The organism is Bifidobacterium apousia (assembly GCF_007559275.1).
Taxonomy (GTDB): Bacteria; Actinomycetota; Actinomycetes; order Actinomycetales; family Bifidobacteriaceae; genus Bombiscardovia; species Bombiscardovia apousia.
Window position 1 is genome coordinate 1 of the sequence record NZ_VMHK01000007.1, and the last position, 17,531, is coordinate 17,531.

At 64.5% G+C, this 17,531-nt stretch carries 15 protein-coding genes, 1 other RNA gene and 1 pseudogene; 13 read left to right on the top strand and 4 right to left on the bottom strand.

Annotated elements, in window-relative coordinates:
• Positions 1 to 401: 401 nt before the first annotated feature.
• The gene (locus FPK30_RS07625) at positions 402 to 1,241 is read left to right on the top strand and encodes an aldo/keto reductase (protein ID WP_024627855.1); all 840 of its coding nucleotides are present in this window, start codon (positions 402 to 404) and stop codon (positions 1,239 to 1,241) included.
• A 120-nt stretch (positions 1,242 to 1,361) separates the two neighbouring features.
• Here the strand turns inward: FPK30_RS07625 and FPK30_RS07630 are convergent, their stop codons facing one another.
• Positions 1,362 to 2,072 (bottom strand): GTP pyrophosphokinase, encoded by a 711-nt coding sequence (locus FPK30_RS07630; protein ID WP_045924161.1) that lies wholly within the window; start codon positions 2,070 to 2,072, stop codon positions 1,362 to 1,364.
• A gap of 133 nt (positions 2,073 to 2,205) precedes the next feature.
• On the opposite strand from FPK30_RS07630, the gene miaB reads away from it, so the two are divergent.
• Genes miaB through FPK30_RS07645 form a run of 3 tightly spaced genes read left to right on the top strand, consistent with a single transcriptional unit; the run spans position 2,206 to position 5,171 of the window.
• Positions 2,206 to 3,624, top strand: coding sequence for a tRNA (N6-isopentenyl adenosine(37)-C2)-methylthiotransferase MiaB (gene miaB, locus FPK30_RS07635; RefSeq protein WP_260804495.1), 1,419 nt, complete (start codon positions 2,206 to 2,208; stop codon positions 3,622 to 3,624).
• Complete coding sequence (gene miaA, locus FPK30_RS07640) at positions 3,611 to 4,615, top strand: tRNA (adenosine(37)-N6)-dimethylallyltransferase MiaA (RefSeq protein ID WP_144085987.1); 1,005 nt, start codon at positions 3,611 to 3,613, stop codon at positions 4,613 to 4,615. Before miaB ends, miaA begins: the two co-directional genes overlap by 14 nt.
• Positions 4,616 to 4,649: 34 nt before the next feature.
• Complete coding sequence (locus FPK30_RS07645; RefSeq protein WP_144085988.1) at positions 4,650 to 5,171, top strand: MerR family transcriptional regulator; 522 nt, start codon at positions 4,650 to 4,652, stop codon at positions 5,169 to 5,171.
• 24 nt (positions 5,172 to 5,195) lie between these two features.
• On the opposite strand, the gene FPK30_RS07650 is transcribed toward FPK30_RS07645, so the two are convergent.
• Positions 5,196 to 5,915 (bottom strand): Fic family protein, encoded by a 720-nt coding sequence (locus tag FPK30_RS07650; RefSeq protein ID WP_144085989.1) that lies wholly within the window; start codon positions 5,913 to 5,915, stop codon positions 5,196 to 5,198.
• Positions 5,916 to 6,015: 100 nt separating this feature from the next.
• On the opposite strand from FPK30_RS07650, the gene FPK30_RS07655 reads away from it, so the two are divergent.
• The 6 genes from FPK30_RS07655 to recA all read left to right on the top strand — a co-directional run bounded on the left by FPK30_RS07655 (position 6,016) and on the right by recA (position 12,402).
• Positions 6,016 to 8,676: an FtsK/SpoIIIE family DNA translocase gene (locus tag FPK30_RS07655; RefSeq protein WP_144085990.1), complete on the top strand. Its 2,661-nt coding sequence runs from the start codon at positions 6,016 to 6,018 to the stop codon at positions 8,674 to 8,676.
• A gap of 107 nt (positions 8,677 to 8,783) precedes the next feature.
• Positions 8,784 to 9,389 (top strand): CDP-diacylglycerol--glycerol-3-phosphate 3-phosphatidyltransferase, encoded by a 606-nt coding sequence (pgsA, locus tag FPK30_RS07660; protein ID WP_144085991.1) that lies wholly within the window; start codon positions 8,784 to 8,786, stop codon positions 9,387 to 9,389.
• Positions 9,386 to 9,955, top strand: coding sequence for a CinA family protein (locus FPK30_RS07665; RefSeq protein WP_144085992.1), 570 nt, complete (start codon positions 9,386 to 9,388; stop codon positions 9,953 to 9,955). Before pgsA ends, FPK30_RS07665 begins: the two co-directional genes overlap by 4 nt.
• 166 nt (positions 9,956 to 10,121) lie before the next feature.
• Positions 10,122 to 10,640 carry a helix-turn-helix domain-containing protein gene (locus FPK30_RS07670; protein WP_372338668.1) on the top strand — a complete coding sequence of 173 codons (519 nt, stop codon included), beginning with the start codon at positions 10,122 to 10,124 and terminating at the stop codon, positions 10,638 to 10,640.
• A gap of 145 nt (positions 10,641 to 10,785) precedes the next feature.
• Positions 10,786 to 11,019, top strand: a complete 234-nt coding sequence (locus FPK30_RS07675) for a DUF3046 domain-containing protein (protein ID WP_024627845.1) — start codon at positions 10,786 to 10,788, stop codon at positions 11,017 to 11,019.
• Between the two features lie 228 nt (positions 11,020 to 11,247).
• Positions 11,248 to 12,402, top strand: coding sequence for a recombinase RecA (recA, locus tag FPK30_RS07680; RefSeq protein ID WP_144085993.1), 1,155 nt, complete (start codon positions 11,248 to 11,250; stop codon positions 12,400 to 12,402).
• A gap of 154 nt (positions 12,403 to 12,556) precedes the next feature.
• Here recA and FPK30_RS08315 read toward each other — a convergent pair whose 3' ends face one another.
• Positions 12,557 to 12,688: a hypothetical protein gene (locus tag FPK30_RS08315; protein ID WP_260804497.1), complete on the bottom strand. Its 132-nt coding sequence runs from the start codon at positions 12,686 to 12,688 to the stop codon at positions 12,557 to 12,559.
• A 12-nt stretch (positions 12,689 to 12,700) separates the two neighbouring features.
• Between FPK30_RS08315 and FPK30_RS07685 the strand changes: the two genes are divergently transcribed.
• Entirely contained in the window at positions 12,701 to 13,321 is a 621-nt protein-coding gene (locus FPK30_RS07685) for a regulatory protein RecX (protein ID WP_186279454.1), read from the top strand.
• A gap of 36 nt (positions 13,322 to 13,357) precedes the next feature.
• Here the strand turns inward: FPK30_RS07685 and rnpB are convergent.
• Positions 13,358 to 13,733: RNase P RNA component class A (rnpB, locus tag FPK30_RS07690), an RNA gene on the bottom strand.
• 177 nt (positions 13,734 to 13,910) lie between these two features.
• On the opposite strand from rnpB, the gene hpf reads away from it, so the two are divergent.
• Together hpf and secA are read left to right on the top strand one after the other, a co-directional pair.
• The gene (gene hpf / locus FPK30_RS07695) at positions 13,911 to 14,594 is read left to right on the top strand and encodes a ribosome hibernation-promoting factor, HPF/YfiA family (RefSeq protein WP_144085995.1); all 684 of its coding nucleotides are present in this window, start codon (positions 13,911 to 13,913) and stop codon (positions 14,592 to 14,594) included.
• Between the two features lie 238 nt (positions 14,595 to 14,832).
• A pseudogene (gene secA, locus FPK30_RS07700) lies at positions 14,833 to 17,433 on the top strand (preprotein translocase subunit SecA); the annotation flags it as partial.
• Positions 17,434 to 17,531: the final 98 nt, after the last annotated feature.

Below are 17,531 nucleotides of genomic sequence, written 5' to 3' on the forward strand. Positions count from 1 at the left end.
CCCCCGGTGAGGACAGGAGCATCCGCCTGGGCGGATGCGACGCCCAGGCCCGCAAGCATTCCCAGCAGGATGACAGCCATCGCCAGGATGCGACGCAGACGGGAAACCAGATGCATCAAACCAAAACCCCTTCACCAAACACTAAACGGAATCAACACCGTTTGCCAAAGTTTTTGCCTGCCAGCGCCCACCCTGCATCACATCGCATGAGCCAATGGCGCAAGCCAGCCGTCTTCTCGACATCCCCCGCTTTTCACCCTACCACCCAGCCAGAAAACAACACACGAGATGCAAATGCACGGCGGTGGGCCTAAGCAACAACTGATCCCATCTTGCCTGGCAGATAGAATGAACAGACAATACGTCACGGCCGCTGATCGGCCGATAAGGAGCATGACTATATGACCGGAAACGTTACCGACACCGTCATCACCCTCAACAATGGGGTCAGCATTCCCCAACTGGGTCTTGGGGTCTTCCAAACACCTGATGGCGAGGCCACCAGCCAGGCCGTCACCTGGGCCCTGCAGGCGGGCTATCGCCACATCGACACCGCCATGATCTACGGCAACGAGCAGTCCGTGGGGGAGGGGCTGCGCCGCTCCGGTGTTGACCGGCGGGATGTCTTCCTGACCACCAAGCTCTGGAATGACGACATCCGTGCGGGGCGGGCCAAGGAGGCCTTCAAGGAGAGCCTGGACCGGCTGGGCGTGGACTACCTGGACCTCTACCTGATCCACTGGCCCGCCAAGGGCTGGCAGCAGGCCTGGGAGGACATGGAGGAGCTCTACACCCAGCGGCGGGTGCGGGCCATCGGGGTCTGCAACTTCCAGAAGCACCACCTGGACGAGCTGCACACCATCAGCGGCACCAAGCCGGCCGTTGACCAGATCGAGTCCTCGCCCCAGTTCGTCAACGACGACCTGATCGACTACTGCCACGGCACCCTGCGTGTGGACGTGGAGGCTTACAGCCCCTTGGGCGGCACCGGCGGCAACCTGCTGGCCGACCCCAGGCTCAAGGCCATGGCCGAGCGTTATGACCGCTCCCCGGCACAGATTGTGCTGCGCTGGCACCTGCAGCGCGGGGTCATCGTCATCCCCAAGTCCACCCACAAGGAGCGGATCGAGCAGAACGCGCAGGTCTTCGACTTCGAGCTGAGCGACGAGGATATGAAGGCCATCACCGCCATGAACAGGGACGAGCGCACCGGCGCGGATCCCGACAACTTCGACTTCTGAGGGATGGTGGTACAGGAGGAGACCCGACCTTGCAGGCGGGGCCTCCTCCTGGGACCCGGCGGAAGCCCCAACCCTTCCACCTGGCCTGGTCTCTATGGTAAAGGATTTGTGACGATTCAGCTAATCGGCATTGCCGCTGATGGCTTCGTCGTCGGCCTCCTGCTCCTGGGGCGAACCTGAGATGTCGCGGTGGATGGACTGCATCTGCACCTCGATGTTCTGCAGGGATCGGGCGCAGTCCAGCAGGGTCTGCGAATGCTCGGCCAGGCGGGCGTCGGGCAGGTCGGACTTGTAGCGCAGCTGGTGCTCCAGGGAGGCCCAGTAGTCCATGGCGATGGTGCGGAACTGCACCTCGACCGGCGTGTAGTGGGGGCCCGAGGTCAGGAAGACCGGCACGGCGTAGATGACGTGCAGGCTGCGGTAGCCGTTCATCTTGGGGTTGCGGATGTAGTCCTTGACCCTCAGCACCTGGATGTCCGACTGGTCGGAGAGGTAGCGGGAGACCGAATAGACGTCGTCCCGGTAGTTGCAGATGACGCGCACGCCGGCCACGTCGAAGATGTGATCGCGCACCGAGGGAATGGTGACGGGCAGGTTCTTGCGGTGCAGCTTGCCGATCAGGGAGTCCACGCTCTTGAGCCGGCGCTCCATGTGGTGGATGGGGTTGTGGCTGAACCGGACCTGGAATTCCGTGTCCAGCACGTCCAGCTTGGTCGAAATCTCATACATGGCCCCCTCGTAGGTCTGCATGAGATTGACGAATTCCGTTATCTCGTCGATGTCCAGCTTGGGACGGTCCTTTTCGTCCAAGTCCGACAGTCGCTGCTTCATTTCGGATGCGCTCATGGCACTGTTACGGTCGAGAATCACATGAACCTCCCATGCCGCCGTTCGTAACCATGACTCATGGTACGCACAGGCCCCGATGGCCGCGGGACCCGACCTGCGCATACAATCGTGGCTTATGGAAGCAGGCGAGGGCATGAGCGTGACCGCTCAGCGTAAGGACAGCAGGGGCGTCTACTATGTGCGGACCCTGGGCTGCCAGATGAACGAGCACGATTCCGAGCGGATCGCCGGGGTGCTCCGGGCCCAGGGCTACCAGCAGGCCACGCCTGAGCAGGTCCGCGCGCGCGAGGTGGACGTGATGGTGCTCAACACCTGCGCCGTGCGCGACAACGCCACCCAGCGCATGTACGGGACCATCGGGCGCTGGCACAGGTTCAAGCAGCACAAGCCCGACACGCGGATCGCCGTGGGCGGCTGCATGGCCCAGAAGGACCGGGAGCGGATCGTGAAGGCGGCGCCCTGGGTGGATGCGGTCTTCGGCACCAGGGACATCGGCTCGCTGCCGGGCCTGCTGGACAAGGCCCGCAAGGACGGGCGGCCCCAGGTGGGGGTTACGCAGGAGCTGCGGGATCTGCCCAGGCGGCTGCCGGCGGTCAGGGCCTCGCGCTCGCAGGCCTGGGTGTCCATATCGGTCGGCTGCAACAACACCTGCACCTTCTGCATTGTGCCCTCGGTGCGCGGGCGGGAGCGGGACCGTTCCATGGACGACATCCTGCAGGAGGTTGAGGACTGCGTGCGCTCCGGTGCCCGCCAGGTGACCCTGCTGGGGCAGAACGTCAACTCCTACGGCTGGTCCACGGGGGACCGCTACGCCTTCGCCCGGCTCCTGCGCGCCTGCGGACAGGTGCCTGGGCTGGAGCGGATCCGCTTCACCTCGCCCCACCCGGCGGCCTTCACCGACGATGTGATCGCCGCCATGGCCGAGACGCCCACGGTCATGCACCAGCTGCACATGCCCCTGCAGTCGGGCTCCGACCGGATTCTGCGGGCCATGAGGCGCTCCTACCGGTCCCAGCGCTTTCTGCAGATACTGGACAAGGTGCGGGCTGCCATGCCCGATGCCCTGATCACCACCGACATCATCGTGGGCTTCCCCGGGGAGACCGAGGAGGACTTCCAGGCCACCATGGATGTAGTGCGCCGGGCGCGTTTCTCGTCGGCCTTCATCTTTGAGTATTCGCCTCGTCCGGGCACTCCAGCCGCGCGCATGCCCCAGCTGCCCAAGGCCGTGGTCCAGGACCGGTTCGAGCGGCTGCAGGCCCTGCAGGAGTCCATCACCATGGAGCACATGCAGGCCTTCCTGGGCAAAGAGGTGGAAGTGCTGATCGGCGACGGGCACGGTCGGCACGACGGCAGCACCCATCGGGTGACCGGGCACGAGCGTACCGGGGTGCTGGTCCACGTCGGCGTGCCCCAGGGGATGCCTGCGCCAAAGCCCGGGGATCTCGTGACCTGCACCGTCACCCAGGCCGGGCCCCACTATTTGATCGCTGACCCGGATCCTCGGGCGGGGCAGGTCTATGTCATCCGCTGAACCCCGCATCGTCTCCATCGTGGGTCCCACAGCCTCGGGCAAGACCGCCCTGGGCGTGGCCCTGGCACAGGCGCTCCAGGCGCGCGGGCAGACGGCCCATATCGTCAATGCCGATGCTTATCAGATGTACCGGGGGATGGACGTGGGCACGGCCAAGCCTTCGGCAGGGGAGCGGCAGGCGGTGGTCCACCACCTGATCGACATCATCGAGCCGGAGGAGGCCATGAGCGTGGCCCGCTTCCAGGCCATGGCCCGGTCCCTGATATCCGACCTGCGGGCGCAGGGAATCCGGCCCATTCTCGTCGGCGGATCCGGGCTCTATACCCGGGCGGTCATCGACGATCTGTCCTTCCCCGGCACCGACCCGGCGGTCAGGGCCAGGCTGGAGGAGCGGGCCCAAAAGGAGGGACCCGGGCTGCTCTTCCGCGAGCTGCAGGAACGGGACCCGGAGGCTGCGGCCCGGATGGATCCTCGGAACGTGCGGCGGACCGTGCGGGCTCTGGAGGTCATGGAGATCACCGGACGGCCCTATTCGGCCAGCCTGCCCCGGTACCGCTACCTGCTGCCCGCCCTGCAACTGGGGCTGGACCTGCCCCGGGAGGAACTGGACCGCAGGATCGACCGACGCACCCAGGCCATGCGCGACCAGGGGCTGGTCGACGAGGTGAGCGGGCTGCGCAACCGCCTGGGGACCACGGCCTCACGCGCCCTGGGCTACCAGCAGATTCTGGACTACCTGGACGGCCGCACCGACCTGGATGCCGCCTTCGGTCTGATAGCGCAGAAGACCAAGCGCCTGGCCCGCAAGCAGATGGGCTGGTTCGGCCGGGACCCACGTATCCACTGGCTGAATGCCCTGGCCCCGGACCTGGCCCGGCAGGCCCTGGACCTGGTGGACCAGGCCGACCAAGGCTGCTTCGACCAGGTGGACGCCCAGGCCGACCAGTTGGACCAGGGGAGGGTGACCAGACACCATCTGGGCGCGCTTTGACTTCAAGTACTTGAAGTTCCTAGGCTGGACGGGTATGACCACCATCACGCAGCCCCAGGCTGAAACCCAGACCGTCCAAACCCAGCCCGACCATGAATCAGGGCCCTGGTACACCATCCGCCAGGCCTCGCTCATGTCGGGGATGCCGGAGACCACCCTGCGCTACTACGAGACCATCGGCATCATTCCGCCCATTGCCAGGGATCCCTCAAGCGGCCACCGCTGCTACAGCCAGGAGGATCTGAACCTGCTGGAGACCATCTCCTGCCTGAGCGCCACGGGCATGTCCCTGGAGCATATGCGGGAGTATCTGGGCAACCGCGCTGGGGGAGCCCAGGCCGCCGGACGGCAGATCGAACTCCTGGACGAGCAGGGACGGCGGCTGGACCAGCGGATGGCCGACCTGCAGGCGCGGAAGCGCTATGTGCAGCTCAAAATACAATACTGGGGTCACGTCCGTGACCACGACCAGGCCGGTGCGACAGAACTGATCAACCAGAGTGCCCAGATCATCGAGGCCGCCAAGCGCAGCGGCAACGAGCGGCTGGCGGGCTGAGACTGCCGGGCTGAGGGTGTCGGCTCAGTGGGCTGGGCCCTGGTCCCATCCGGCGATCAGGAATATTCTGGTTGGATTGACCGGGCGGACCATGCCCGCGATCAGGGCCTGCAGGTCGTCGGTGTCGCCCCGGAGCGCTCGCTGGAGGGCCCGGCGGTGGGCGGTCGGATCAGCCCGTCCCCAGTCCAGGTCCCAGCCTGCATCGTGGGACAGGCGTGAGAGGAAGATGCGCAGGGTCATGCCGTCGCAGTCGGCGAAGGGATGCAGGTAGGAGAGCTCGTCGTAGTAATGGGCCAGGCGCTCCACGAAGACCGGACGGTCCAGGCTGGCCAGGTTGCGTTCGGCCGCCAGCTCCTGGCCGATGGCTGCCGCTCCCTGCTCCAGCATGGCCGCCGGGTACAGGCTGGTGTTGTCGTCTGGTTGAGGTCGGCGCAGCGCTCGCTCTTCCGGCAGGCTGGGCAGCAGCCGGCGGTGGATGGCCCACAGCTCTGCAAGATCGCCCTCGGTCGCCCAAGGCCGCTGACAGACCAGGATGGTCCGCAGAAAGAGGGCATCCACATTGGCGTTCGTACTATTGCTCTGGGCTTCCAAGCGTCGGGCCGTGTCGGCCAGTGCCTCAGTCTGCTTCCTGCCTGCCATGAAGTCGCTGGCTGCCTGCAGGGCCGAAGGACTGGGATGACGGTCATCCAGAAGCAGGTTGCGCAGGGCGAAGGCCACGGCGCTCTGACGTTCGGCTGGTGTCATGCCAACGATGCTAGCCCTGGCGGCCCCCGTCTGGAAGAGTTGTGCACACTGACCCGGCGGGCCCGATGCGGACCGGGGTTCTGGGTAGGCTGAAAGGGTTATGACACGTAAGCAGCAAGCAGACGCACGCGGTCGCGGCCGGACCGCATCCAAGGACAGCCAGGACCCGGAACCCTTCTGGCACAAGGCCTTGCTGGCCCTGCCCCGGGGCCTGGGATCCCTGGTGCGTGCCGTGGCCGGCAAAAACGGCGACAACTCCGCCTACCGCAAGGACGGGCTCTGCTTCGTGCTGGTCATTCTGGCCGTGCTCTTCTGCGCCAGCGAATGGTTCCGAGTGAACGGCTTCCTGGGACGGGGGCTGCATGCCCTGGCTGCGGGCGTTCTGGGCCTCTGCAGCATCATCCTGCCGGTGGTCCTGCTCTTCGCGGCCTTCCGGCTGGTCTGCTACACCGGGCGCGAGGCGGGCAACCTGCCTGTGGTGGGCGGCCTCATGGTGGTGCTCTGGTCGGTCTGCTCCATTCTGGATGTGCTCATGGCTTCGGACCATCGTGGTTTCGACATGAGGGCCATCAGCGGCTCAGGCGGCCTTCTGGGGTTCGCTCTGGGTTCGCCTCTGGCCTGGGGGCTGTCCAAGGTCTTCGCCGTCATCATTTTCGTCCTTGTGGGCATTTTCGGCCTCTTTATCACCTTCAGATTCCATATGAGCGACCTGGTTGCCTTGCTGCGCGGCAAGAGGACCCATGCCTCCGGCTCGGCTCCGGCGCAGACCGCTCCCAACGAGGTCAGGCTGGGGGATGACACCCTGCCTCTGGCGCCCGGCGTGCCCACCCACGAGGAGCAGGACCAGGAGGATGCCCGGGATTCCGGCCGTGGCGGGGTGGCCGGCTGGTTCAGTCGCTTGCTGCATGGCCGCATCGGCAAGGACACGGACACCCATCTTGAGCGTTACGAGGCTGACGAGCCCTTCTCCCAGGCGGCTTCGCTGGAGGGGGCTGACCAGGCTGAACAGGGTGATCAGGTGTCCACGCAGAACATGCCCGCGGTGGAGGCCCCGGCCACGGCCGCCCTTCTGGATGCCAGGGAGCAGGGGCACCCCAAGGTGGATCCGGCTGCCTTGTCCGGCGTGGGGGCCTCGGATCCCTGGGCCGCTGCCGCTGTCGCAGCCGACACCGTGCAGATGGATGCCCAGCCCGCTCCGGCTGCAGAAGCGTCAGGTTCCTCCGACGACCGCCAGGTGGACGAGAGCCGTCCCTACGTGCTGCCCAGCACGGACCTGCTGGTCAAGGGCAAGCCCCATGCGGTCAGGACCTCGGCCAACGACGCGGTCATCAAGGCCCTGCAATCGACCTTCCAGCAGTTCGACGTGGATGCCAAGGTGGTCGGCTTCCTGCGCGGCCCCTCGGTCACCCAGTACGAGGTGGAGCTGGGCCCGGGCGTCAAGGTGGAGAAGGTCACCAACCTTCAGCGCAACATCGCCTACGCGGTGGCCAGCTCGGACGTGCGCATCCTGTCGCCCATCCCTGGCAAGTCGGCCATCGGCATCGAAATTCCCAACGTGGACCGCGAGATCGTCCACCTGGGCGACGTGCTGCGCTCCGACAAGGCCCAGCAGGACGACAACCCCATGATGACCGCCGTGGGCAAGGACGTGGAGGGCCACTATGTGACCGCCGACCTGACCAAGATGCCCCACCTGCTGGTGGCCGGCGCCACGGGTTCGGGCAAGTCCAGCTTCATCAACTCCATGCTGGTTTCGCTGATCATGCGGGCCACGCCGGAGCAGGTCCGCCTGATCATGGTGGACCCCAAGCGCGTGGAGCTGAGCGCCTACGCCGGCATCCCCCACCTGCTCACGCCCATCATCACCGAACCCAAGAAGGCCGCCCAGGCCCTGGAATGGGTGGTCAAGGAGATGGACGCCCGCTACGACGACCTGCAGTTCTTCGGATTCCGGCACATCAAGGACTTCAACAAGGCTGTCCGCGAGGGCAAGGTCCACGCCCCCGCCGGCTCCAACCGCAAGGTGGCCCCCTACCCCTACCTGGTCGTGGTGGTCGACGAGATGGCCGACCTGATGATGGTGGCCAAGAATGACGTGGAGAGCTCCATTCAGCGGATCACCCAGCTGGCGCGTGCCGCCGGCGTCCACCTGGTCCTGGCCACCCAGCGGCCCTCGGTGGATGTGGTCACCGGCCTGATCAAGGCCAACATTCCCTCCAGGCTGGCCTTCGCCACATCGTCCTCAACGGATTCCCGGGTCATTCTGGATGCCACCGGCGCCGAGACCCTGATCGGCCAGGGCGACGCCCTCTTCCTGCCCATGGGCCAGGCCAAACCCACCCGCGTCCAGGGCGCCTGGGTTTCCGAGTCCGAGATCCGCAAGGCGGTGGATTATGTGCGCACCCAGCGCAAGCCCCACTACCGTGAGGACATCGAGCAGATGGCCGACAAGGCCGACCACAAGAACGAGATCCAAGAGGAGATCGGCGACGACATGGACGAGCTGCTCCAGGCGGCCGAGCTGGTGGTGACCACCCAGTTCGGATCCACCTCCATGCTCCAGCGCAAGCTGCGTGTAGGCTTCGCCAGGGCAGGGAGGCTGATGGACCTGCTGGAGTCGAGGGGAATCGTGGGGCCGTCGGAGGGTTCCAAGGCCCGCGAGGTGCTCATCCAGCCGCCGCAGCTGCAGCAGGCCCTGGCCTTCATCCGAGGCGACGCCTCCTCCATGGATCCCGCCCCGGATGAGCAAGCGCAGGGCTGAACATCGGCCCAAAAAGCTGGGCCTGGTCTACCGTTATGATGAAACTGCCGCCCGGCATCTCTTGTCGGACGGCCCGAGCGCACGAGTATCGCGTATAAGGAGTGGCAATGCAGGAGCATGCCGAGTCAGAGACCGGTCGTGAGAGGCGCAGGCTTCTCGAAGGATGGAATTCACCCCCAAACCTGGTCACCTACACCCGTATCCTCCTGGTCCTGGTCTTCATCGCCCTGGATCTGATGGCCGGTCCCTGGGGCGAACGCAGGCCTGGCATGCGCTGGACCGCGGCCGTGCTCTTCATCCTCGCCGCCTCGACCGACAAGCTGGACGGGTGGCTGGCCCGCCGGTACAACCAGGTGACCGAGCTGGGCAAGCTCATGGATCCCATTGCCGACAAGCTGCTGATCTGCTCGGCGCTGATTGTGGCCTCCGTCTTCGGCGAGCTCTGGTGGTGGGTCACCGTGCTCTTCCTGGTGCGGGAACTGGGCATCACCCTGCTGCGGGTCCTGGTCATCAACAAGCAGGGCCGGGTCATCGCCGCCTCCCAGGCTGGCAAGTACAAGACCTTGTTTGAGTGCATCGGCCTGGGCATGCTCATGATGCCCCTGTCGACGGTCTGGCCCTGGTACCTGGTGGCCACCCGCGTGGTCATCCTGGTGGCCCTGGCCCTCTGCCTCTATTCGGGAGCGGAATACGTGATGGGGATGCGGCGATGATCGGCAAGAGCGTGCAGGGACGTTGCGACGACCTGGCTGGACGGATCATCGACACCTGCCGTGATTCGGGCTTGTTCCTGGCCGCCGCCGAATCGCTGACCGGTGGGCTGCTGGCCGATGCCTTCGTCAGGATTCCCGGGGCCTCAGACGTTTTCCTTGGGTCGGCCGTCACCTACGACATCGCTGCCAAGGCCGCCATCCTCAAGGTGGATCAGGACCTGCTGGCCACCCAGGGCGCGGTCCATCCACGGGTCGCCCAGGAGATGGCCGAGGGCACGGCCAGGCTCTACACCAGGCCGGGGCACGAGGACACGGTCATCGGCATGGCCACGACGGGCGTGGCCGGTCCGGGCCCTGACGGGGACGATCCTGCCGGGCTGGTCTACATCGGTCTGGCCCTGCCCGTCCGGGTGCTGGGTCGGCGTATCGAGACCGGCCTGCAGTCCCACGCCTACCGGACCTATGCCTACGAGCTGCATCTGGACGGCGACCGGGAACAGGTGCGCCGGGGCACGGTCATGCGGATTCTGGACCAGCTGGATCGGGCCCTGCACTCGCGGGGCTGACGGCCTGATGCGGTGAGTCGCTTCCACTGACCGCTGTCGGACCTTGTGCATACGTGACCTTGGTCACAAAGCGGGCCTTTCGGGTTCCTCCCCTGGAATAATTCAGTAGCTCGTCTGTTGGTCACTGTGTAAGAAGTTGAACACGATAATGGCGAAAGGGGCTGCTATGGCCAGCACCGAGACCGTGATGACTCGAACCAACGATACCTATGATGTCAAGCCGGCCGCACCCGGAGTGGAGCGCAACGCGCGGGTTCGTGATCTGACGCCCGCCCAGCGTCGTGCCGTTGTCTTCGCCCAGCAGCAGGTGATCCGTGCCAAGGCCGCCAAGAAGGCCAAGGAGGAGCGCCAGGCCAATCTGAACAAGATGTGGATGGAGGAGGACGGTATGGAAGCCAGCCGTCAGCGGGCAGCCTCCAACAACGACGGCCGGGCCGTCACCCATACCGTCTCCCTGCGCGAGGCCCTGGGCCACGTGCTGCGCGAGCTGAGGACCAACGATCACAAGACCCTGCGTGAGGTCAGCGAGAAGGCCGGCGTGTCCCTGGGCTACCTGTCCGAGGTGGAACGCGGCCAGAAGGAGGCCAGCTCCGAACTGCTGAGCTCCATCGCCGACGCGCTGGGCCTGGGTGTGCCGCAGACCCTGCGGATGGTGGCGGACTACCTGGAGTCCACTCAGGAGTAAGCATGTCAGGTTCCGCCGGTTGAATCGGCGGACCGTTCTTGAGGGCGTCCGGTTCTGAGGAACCTGGCGCCCTCTTCTGCTGACTGTCGGTTGCTACCGTAGAAGGGGTGTGACAGGGTGGGTCTTGGACGAAAGGTGATGTCGGGTGCGTGAACGGGAATTCTGGCAGCTGCTGGAGGAGGTCTTCGGCCGGGTCTACGGACGCAGTCTGGCCCGTGACCAGAGGCTGACCGCCCTGGATGCCATGACCGTAATAGAGGCCCTGGATGCGGGTGTGGAGCCGCGCGTGGTCTGGAATGTGCTCTGCGATCAGATGGAGATTCCCGACTCCCGGCGCTGGGGGAAGGACCACAATGCGCCGCCCCTGCCGGCAGCCTGATCGGCGGGTTTTATCCTCCGCGAATTTATTGCCCATTCCAGGTGATTTTCGAACATTTGTTCGTATAGTCGGGTATACTGATACCCATGGTCCGGTGATCATCGGCACGTTTGACCACATCGGGCGCCGGGACCGCAGACAGGTTCCGACCGCGGATAGGCTGTCAATCGTGAGGTCGTCAATCAGGATGTCGTCATCGTGAGGTCGGTTACGAAGAAGGAGAGCCATATGGCACGTCAGAGCAACAGTGGCAAGGCGAAGAAGGAAGAGGAGGGCGGGATCGACCCCCGTCGCCAGGCAGCCTTGAACACGGCCCTCGCGCAGGTGGAGAAGAGCTTCGGCAAGGGTTCGGCCATGCGCCTGGGCGACAAGCCCGCCCAGGATGTGGAGGTCATTCCCACCGGGTCCCTGGCCTTGGACATGGCCCTGGGCATCGGCGGACTGCCCCGCGGCCGCATCGTCGAGATCTATGGTCCCGAATCCTCGGGCAAGACCACCCTGGCCCTGCACGCGGTGGCCAATGCACAGGCCGGCGGTGGAGTGGCCGCTTTCATCGATGCTGAGCACGCTCTGGATCCTGAGTACGCCAAGAAGCTGGGCGTGGACACGGACTCCCTGATCGTCTCCCAGCCGGACAACGGCGAGCAGGCGCTGGAGATCGCCGACATGCTGATCCGGTCGGGCGCCCTGGATGTCATCGTCATCGACTCGGTGGCCGCTCTGGTGCCCAAGGCTGAGATCGAGGGCGATATGGGCGACAGCCACGTGGGTCTGCAGGCCAGGCTGATGAGCCAGGCCCTGCGCAAGATGACTGGTGCCCTGTCCCAGGCCAACACCACGGCCATCTTCATCAACCAGCTCAGGGAGAAGATCGGCGTCTTCTTCGGCAGCCCGGAGACCACCACCGGCGGCAAGGCCCTGAAGTTCTACGCCTCGGTCCGCTTGGACATCCGCCGCATCCAGACCCTGAAGAACGGCGACGAGGCGGTGGGCAACCGCACCAAGGTCAAGGTGGTCAAGAACAAGATGGCCCCGCCCTTCAAGGTGGCCGAATTCGACATTCTCTACGGGGAGGGCATCTCCAAGGAGGGTTCGGTTCTGGACATGGCCCTGCAGACCAACATCGTCAAGAAGTCGGGCTCCTGGTTCACCTACGAGGGCGATCAGCTGGGTCAGGGCAGGGAGAACGTCCGTCAGTTCCTCAAGGACAACCCCGGCCTGACCAAGGAGATCGAAGATAAGGTCAAGGTTGCCTTCGGCCTTATTCCTGCTCCCTCCGAGGACGACAAGGCCGATCAGGCTGATGCTGGCCAAGACAGCAAGGAAGACGACTCGGCTCCTGTAGACATCAACAGCACTGTGCCCACGGCCCAGGCTGCATGACCTGATGATCTCGGCCGAGGACTTCCTCAAGGAAAATCCTGTCCGACTGGCGCAGACCGGGGATCCTGCCGACTCCATCACAGAGTCGAAGAATCCTCGGTCGGACCAGTTGCAACCAGACTCTGCGGGTGCGCCTGCTCCAGCAGAGTCGGTGTCAGTCCTTGATCCTGCCCCTGCGCAGAAGGATGACAGCTACAAGGAAGACAGCCGCCCAGCGCAGCCCCCTGTCCTCGGTCTGGGACATGGCGCTCGGTTCGGAGGCAGTCTGGAAGATATTGACAGTCATGCCAATGCTGATATGGGTGAGGATTCCCTGGCAGGTCGCCATTCCCATGGTCGCCGTTCTGCCCGGGGTTCCGACAGGAGGACCCGCCGCCGTGGCCGTCGTCCACATGCTGGCGGCTTTGGCGGAGGCTCCGCACCTGCAGCCCCTCGAGCGGATGCGGATGATGCGGATGCTTGCCGGGAGGCTGCCCTGACCCTGCTGGATGCAGCGGCCCGTTCGAGTGGAGCCCTGGCCCGTCGCCTGGTCGACAAGGGGTTTGATACGAACGTGGTCGATCAAGTGATCGACCGGCTGACCAAGCTGGGTCTGGTAGATGACCAGGCCTATGCCCAGGATCTGCTGCGTTCCTGCCTGCATCGCACCATGGGGGAGCGCGGCGTGCTCTCGGAGATGACCCGCAAGGGTCTGGATCCGGGACTGGCTGCGCAGGTGGTGGCCCAGGCCTCCCGTGAGGGGCTCTTCGTAGACTCCGCCTACGAGCTCGGTCGCAAGGTGGCCCGGAAGACAGCCGGACTTGATCTCAAGGTGCGCAAACGGCGATTCTGGAGTGCTGGATCCCGCAAGGGCCACAGTCCCGGCCTTCTCAACCAGGTGGCAGCCGACCTTTTCGTCTCTGACGACCCTCTCGATTGAGCCGATTGCTGCATAGGCGCCACATGGTAAAAGAGAAGATGAGACCTCTCATATACCCCGGGTTCTGTCATCGACCGGATGATATCCGGACGACGGATGGCCATCCATCTCGACCTGACGTTGCCGCCAGGCTCTAGCGGCCTACCCGAAGGCGGGACGAGCAGCCCCTGAATGCCTTCTGCTTGGCCTTGCTCCCGATGAGGCTTGCCATGCGGTCGGCGTTACCGTCGACCCGGTGGTCTCTTACACCGCCGTTTCACCCTTGCCCGCCTTATCAGGCGAGCGGTCTGTTCTCTGTTGCGCTATCTCTCAGGTCGCCCTGGGCGGACGTTATCCGCCATCGTGCTCTGTGGAGCCCGGAAGTTCCTCAGCCCTTCCCAGGAGGAGGGGCCGCGGCCATCCGAGAGGTCTCGGGGATTCAGCATAGCGGAACTGAACGACCGGACCGGCGGTCATGATCCCGCTCTGGCCTCAAGCTCAATCAGTGAGTCAGCCCTGCTCTTCGGATACAATCGGAAGCACAGTCGATGGTGACCAAGTCCGCCATCGCACCAGCGGTTCGTCCGCTCACAAGTGCAAGGAGATTCCCATGGAGATCGTCATTACCGGTCGACATACCCAAATCAAGCAGCGGTTCCGCGATGTTGTGGACAGCAAGATGAATAGGGTGACGGCCATCGCCCCCGATGCCCAGCGCATCCAGGTCGTTCTGACACATGAAGGCAATCCCCGCCAGGCTGACAGCGCCAAGAGGGTGGAGCTCACGGTCCAGGCCGGCAAGACCGTGATTCGCGCCGAGGCTTCCAGCGCCGACGAGTTCAGTGCGCTGGACATGGCCCTGGACAAGCTGACCCAGCGTCTGCGCCGGGTTCGCGACCGCCGCAAGGACCACCGCCGCGGACTGGAGCATCCGCCCCTGCCCGCCGATCTGCCCGTGGATGACCAGCCAGGCGATGAGGGCGATCAGGGAGACCAGGGCCAGGAGTCCAACCCCGATAACAGCGCTCAAACCGCCGTGGCCTCGGACCTGGCTCCGGGCCAGTCGGTCGAGGTGCAGGTGGGGGACACCCCCATTGTCATCCGCCGCAAGCTGCACATCGCCGAGCCCATGAGCATCGACGAGGCCCTTTACGAGATGGAGCTGATCGGCCACGACTTCTTCCTCTTCGTCAACAAGGAGACCCAGCGGCCGTCGGTGGTATATCGCCGGCACGGATGGAGCTACGGCGTCTTCGAGATCGATACGACTGAGCATGTAGGCCAGAAGAAGTAACAGCAAAACGGATAGACGAGCGGATATTGAACTGTGGGGCGATTCCCCGGCGGCAAATTGGCCTGACGTGCGGAGAATCGCCCTTCTTCAATGCCCTGTCCGGCTGCCAAGGCCGCAGTTGAGTTCATGGAACCATCGGTTTCGAGAAAATCGGTGCATTCGCGTAAGATAATCAAGGTCTGGGCCTACGTCAGCTGAGGGCGTGCGAAGGCCATAAAAGAACGGTAGGGAGCGCAACGTGGTAGCAGTCTTGGACAAGGTCCTCCGTATGGGCGAGGGTCGTCAGATTCGCAAGCTTCAGGGGGTGGCCAAGGCGACCAACGCCTTCGAGGATCAGATCTCGGCCATGAGCGATGAGGAGCTCAAGGCGCAGACGCCCAAGTTCAAGCAGCGACTGGAGAACGGCGAATCCCTGGATTCCCTGATGCCCGAAGCCTTCGCCACGGTTCGCGAGGTTTCCAAGCGCACCCTGGGCCAGCGGCACTTCGACGTCCAGCTGATGGGCGGCGCGGCCCTGCACTGGGGCAACATCGCCGAGATGAAGACCGGCGAGGGCAAGACTCTGGTGGCCACCCTGCCCAGCTATTTGAACGCCCTGGAGGGCAAGGGCGTGCACGTGGTCACGGTCAACGACTACCTGGCCTCCTACCAGAGCGAGCTCATGGGGCGCATCTTCCGCTTCCTGGGCATGAGCGTGGGCTGCATCATCACCGACCAGCGCCCCAACGAGCGCCGCAAGCAGTACCAGGCGGACATCACCTACGGCACCAACAATGAATTCGGCTTCGACTACCTGCGCGACAACATGGCCTGGGACAAGGACGAGCTGGTCCAGCGCGGCCACCATTTCGCCATCGTGGACGAGGTGGATTCCATCCTGATCGACGAGGCACGAACTCCTCTGATCATCTCCGGACCCGCCGAGGGCGATGTGACCCGATGGTACCGGCAGTTCGCCAAGCTGGTCCCCAAGCTGACCAGGGACGAGGACTACGAGGTCGACGAGAAGAAGAAGGTCGTCGGCATCCTGGATCCGGGCATCACCAAGGTGGAGGACTACCTGGGCATCGACAACCTCTACGAGCCCGCCAACACCGCCCTGATCGGGTACCTGAACAACGCCATCAAGGCCAAGGAGCTCTTCCTGCGCGACCGCGACTACGTGGTCCAGAACGGCGAGGTCCTGATCGTGGACGAACACACGGGCCGTCTGCTCAAGGGCCGCCGCTACAACGAGGGCCTCCACCAGGCCATCGAGGCCAAGGAGGGCGTGGAGGTCAAGGCCGAGAACCAGACCTTCGCCACCATCACCCTGCAGAACTACTTCCGCATGTACGACAAGCTGGCGGGCATGACCGGCACGGCCGAGACCGAGGCCGCCGAGTTCATGAACACCTACAAGCTGGGCGTGCTGCCCATCCCCACCAACAAGCCCATGATCCGCAAGGATCAGGACGATCTGATCTACCGCTCCAAGAAGGAGAAGCTGGCCGCCATCGTCCGGGACGTTGCCAAGCGGCATGCCAAGGGCCAGCCCATCCTGCTGGGCACTGCATCCGTGGAGTCCTCCGAGGTGGTCTCCTCCCTGCTGGACGTAGCCGGCATCGACCACCAGGTGCTCAACGCCAAGCAGCATGCGCGCGAGGCTGCTGTCGTAGCCGTGGCAGGGCGCAAGGGGGCCGTGACCGTGGCCACCAACATGGCCGGGCGCGGCACCGACATCATGCTGGGCGGCAACGTGGAGTTCCTCGCCGATCAGAAGCTCAAGGAGCAGGGCTACTCGCCCGACGACACCCCTGAGGAGTATGAGAAGCGCTGGCCCAAGATGCTGGATTCCGTCAAGGAACAGGTCAAGGATGAGCATGAGGAAGTCGTCAAGCTGGGCGGCCTCTACGTGCTGGGCACCGAACGGCACGAGTCCCGCCGCATCGACAACCAGCTGCGCGGTCGTTCCGGCCGTCAGGGCGACCCCGGTGAGTCCAGGTTCTACCTGAGCCTGGAGGATGACCTGATGCGCCTGTTCAACACCCAGCTGGTGGCTCGAATGATGTCCTCCACGAGCCTGCCCGAAGGTCAGCCCATAGGCACCAAGAGCGTCTCCAAGGGTGTGCGCAATGCACAGAAGTCTGTCGAATCCCGCAACTACGAGATCCGCAAGAATGTGCTCAAGTACGACGACGTGATGAACAAGCAGCGCCAGGTCATCTACGGCGAGCGTCAGGCCGTGCTCAAGGGCGAGGACATCCACCGGGACATCCTCCGCTTCATCCGCGAGACCGTGACTTCATACATCCGTGGGGCGCAGAACGGCTCGGACAAGCCTCAGGAATGGGATGCTGACGGACTCTGGAAGGCGCTGGCCTCCGTCTATCCGATCAGTCTCGACCAGGATGAGACCATGGACTCCCTGGAGTCTTTGAAGGGTGACAAGGCCGTCAAGGCCCTGGCGGACAAGATCGTGGAGGACGCCGAGTCCATCTACCAGGAGCGCGAGGATGAACTGGGCGAGAAGGGCTCAAGGCAGCTGGAGCGCCAGGTGGTCCTCTCCGTCCTGGACAGCAAGTGGCGTGAGCACCTCTACGAGATGGACTACCTCAAGGACGGCATCGGCCTGCGCGGCATGGGTCAGCGCGACCCCCTGGTCGAGTACCAGCGCGAGGGCTACCAGATGTACAACTCCATGATCGACGCCATCAAGGAGCAGACCGTGCAGCTGCTCTTCAACGTGGACCTCAAGCAAATTGCCGCCAGCCAGGAGAACGAGCGGCGGGCCCGCGAAGAACGCGAAGAAAACGAGGCGAGCCAGTCCGAAGAGGTCAACTACCAGGCGCCTGAAGAGCCTGACGCCGAGGATGAGACCACCGACATCGACGAGACGGCCGAGGAGCGCGATGAGGATGCCCCGGCGGGCAGCGTCCAGGAGGACTCCGACGAGGA

Excerpts from the sequence above, each read along its gene's own strand:
- pgsA (WP_144085991.1), top strand. The coding sequence starts at position 8,784 with ATGCAGGAGCATGCCGAGTCAGAGACCGGTCGTGAGAGGCGCAGGCTT.
- FPK30_RS07670 (WP_372338668.1), top strand. The coding sequence starts at position 10,122 with ATGGCCAGCACCGAGACCGTGATGACTCGAACCAACGATACCTATGAT.
- FPK30_RS07645 (WP_144085988.1), top strand. The coding sequence starts at position 4,650 with ATGACCACCATCACGCAGCCCCAGGCTGAAACCCAGACCGTCCAAACC.
- FPK30_RS07650 (WP_144085989.1), bottom strand. The coding sequence starts at position 5,915 with ATGACACCAGCCGAACGTCAGAGCGCCGTGGCCTTCGCCCTGCGCAAC.
- FPK30_RS07630 (WP_045924161.1), bottom strand. The coding sequence starts at position 2,072 with ATGAAGCAGCGACTGTCGGACTTGGACGAAAAGGACCGTCCCAAGCTG.
- FPK30_RS07655 (WP_144085990.1), top strand. The coding sequence starts at position 6,016 with ATGACACGTAAGCAGCAAGCAGACGCACGCGGTCGCGGCCGGACCGCA.
- FPK30_RS08315 (WP_260804497.1), bottom strand. The coding sequence starts at position 12,688 with ATGACTGTCAATATCTTCCAGACTGCCTCCGAACCGAGCGCCATGTCC.
- miaB (WP_260804495.1), top strand. The coding sequence starts at position 2,206 with ATGGAAGCAGGCGAGGGCATGAGCGTGACCGCTCAGCGTAAGGACAGC.
- recA (WP_144085993.1), top strand. The coding sequence starts at position 11,248 with ATGGCACGTCAGAGCAACAGTGGCAAGGCGAAGAAGGAAGAGGAGGGC.
- FPK30_RS07685 (WP_186279454.1), top strand. The coding sequence starts at position 12,701 with ATGGGTGAGGATTCCCTGGCAGGTCGCCATTCCCATGGTCGCCGTTCT.
- FPK30_RS07625 (WP_024627855.1), top strand. The coding sequence starts at position 402 with ATGACCGGAAACGTTACCGACACCGTCATCACCCTCAACAATGGGGTC.
- FPK30_RS07665 (WP_144085992.1), top strand. The coding sequence starts at position 9,386 with ATGATCGGCAAGAGCGTGCAGGGACGTTGCGACGACCTGGCTGGACGG.
- miaA (WP_144085987.1), top strand. The coding sequence starts at position 3,611 with ATGTCATCCGCTGAACCCCGCATCGTCTCCATCGTGGGTCCCACAGCC.
- hpf (WP_144085995.1), top strand. The coding sequence starts at position 13,911 with ATGGAGATCGTCATTACCGGTCGACATACCCAAATCAAGCAGCGGTTC.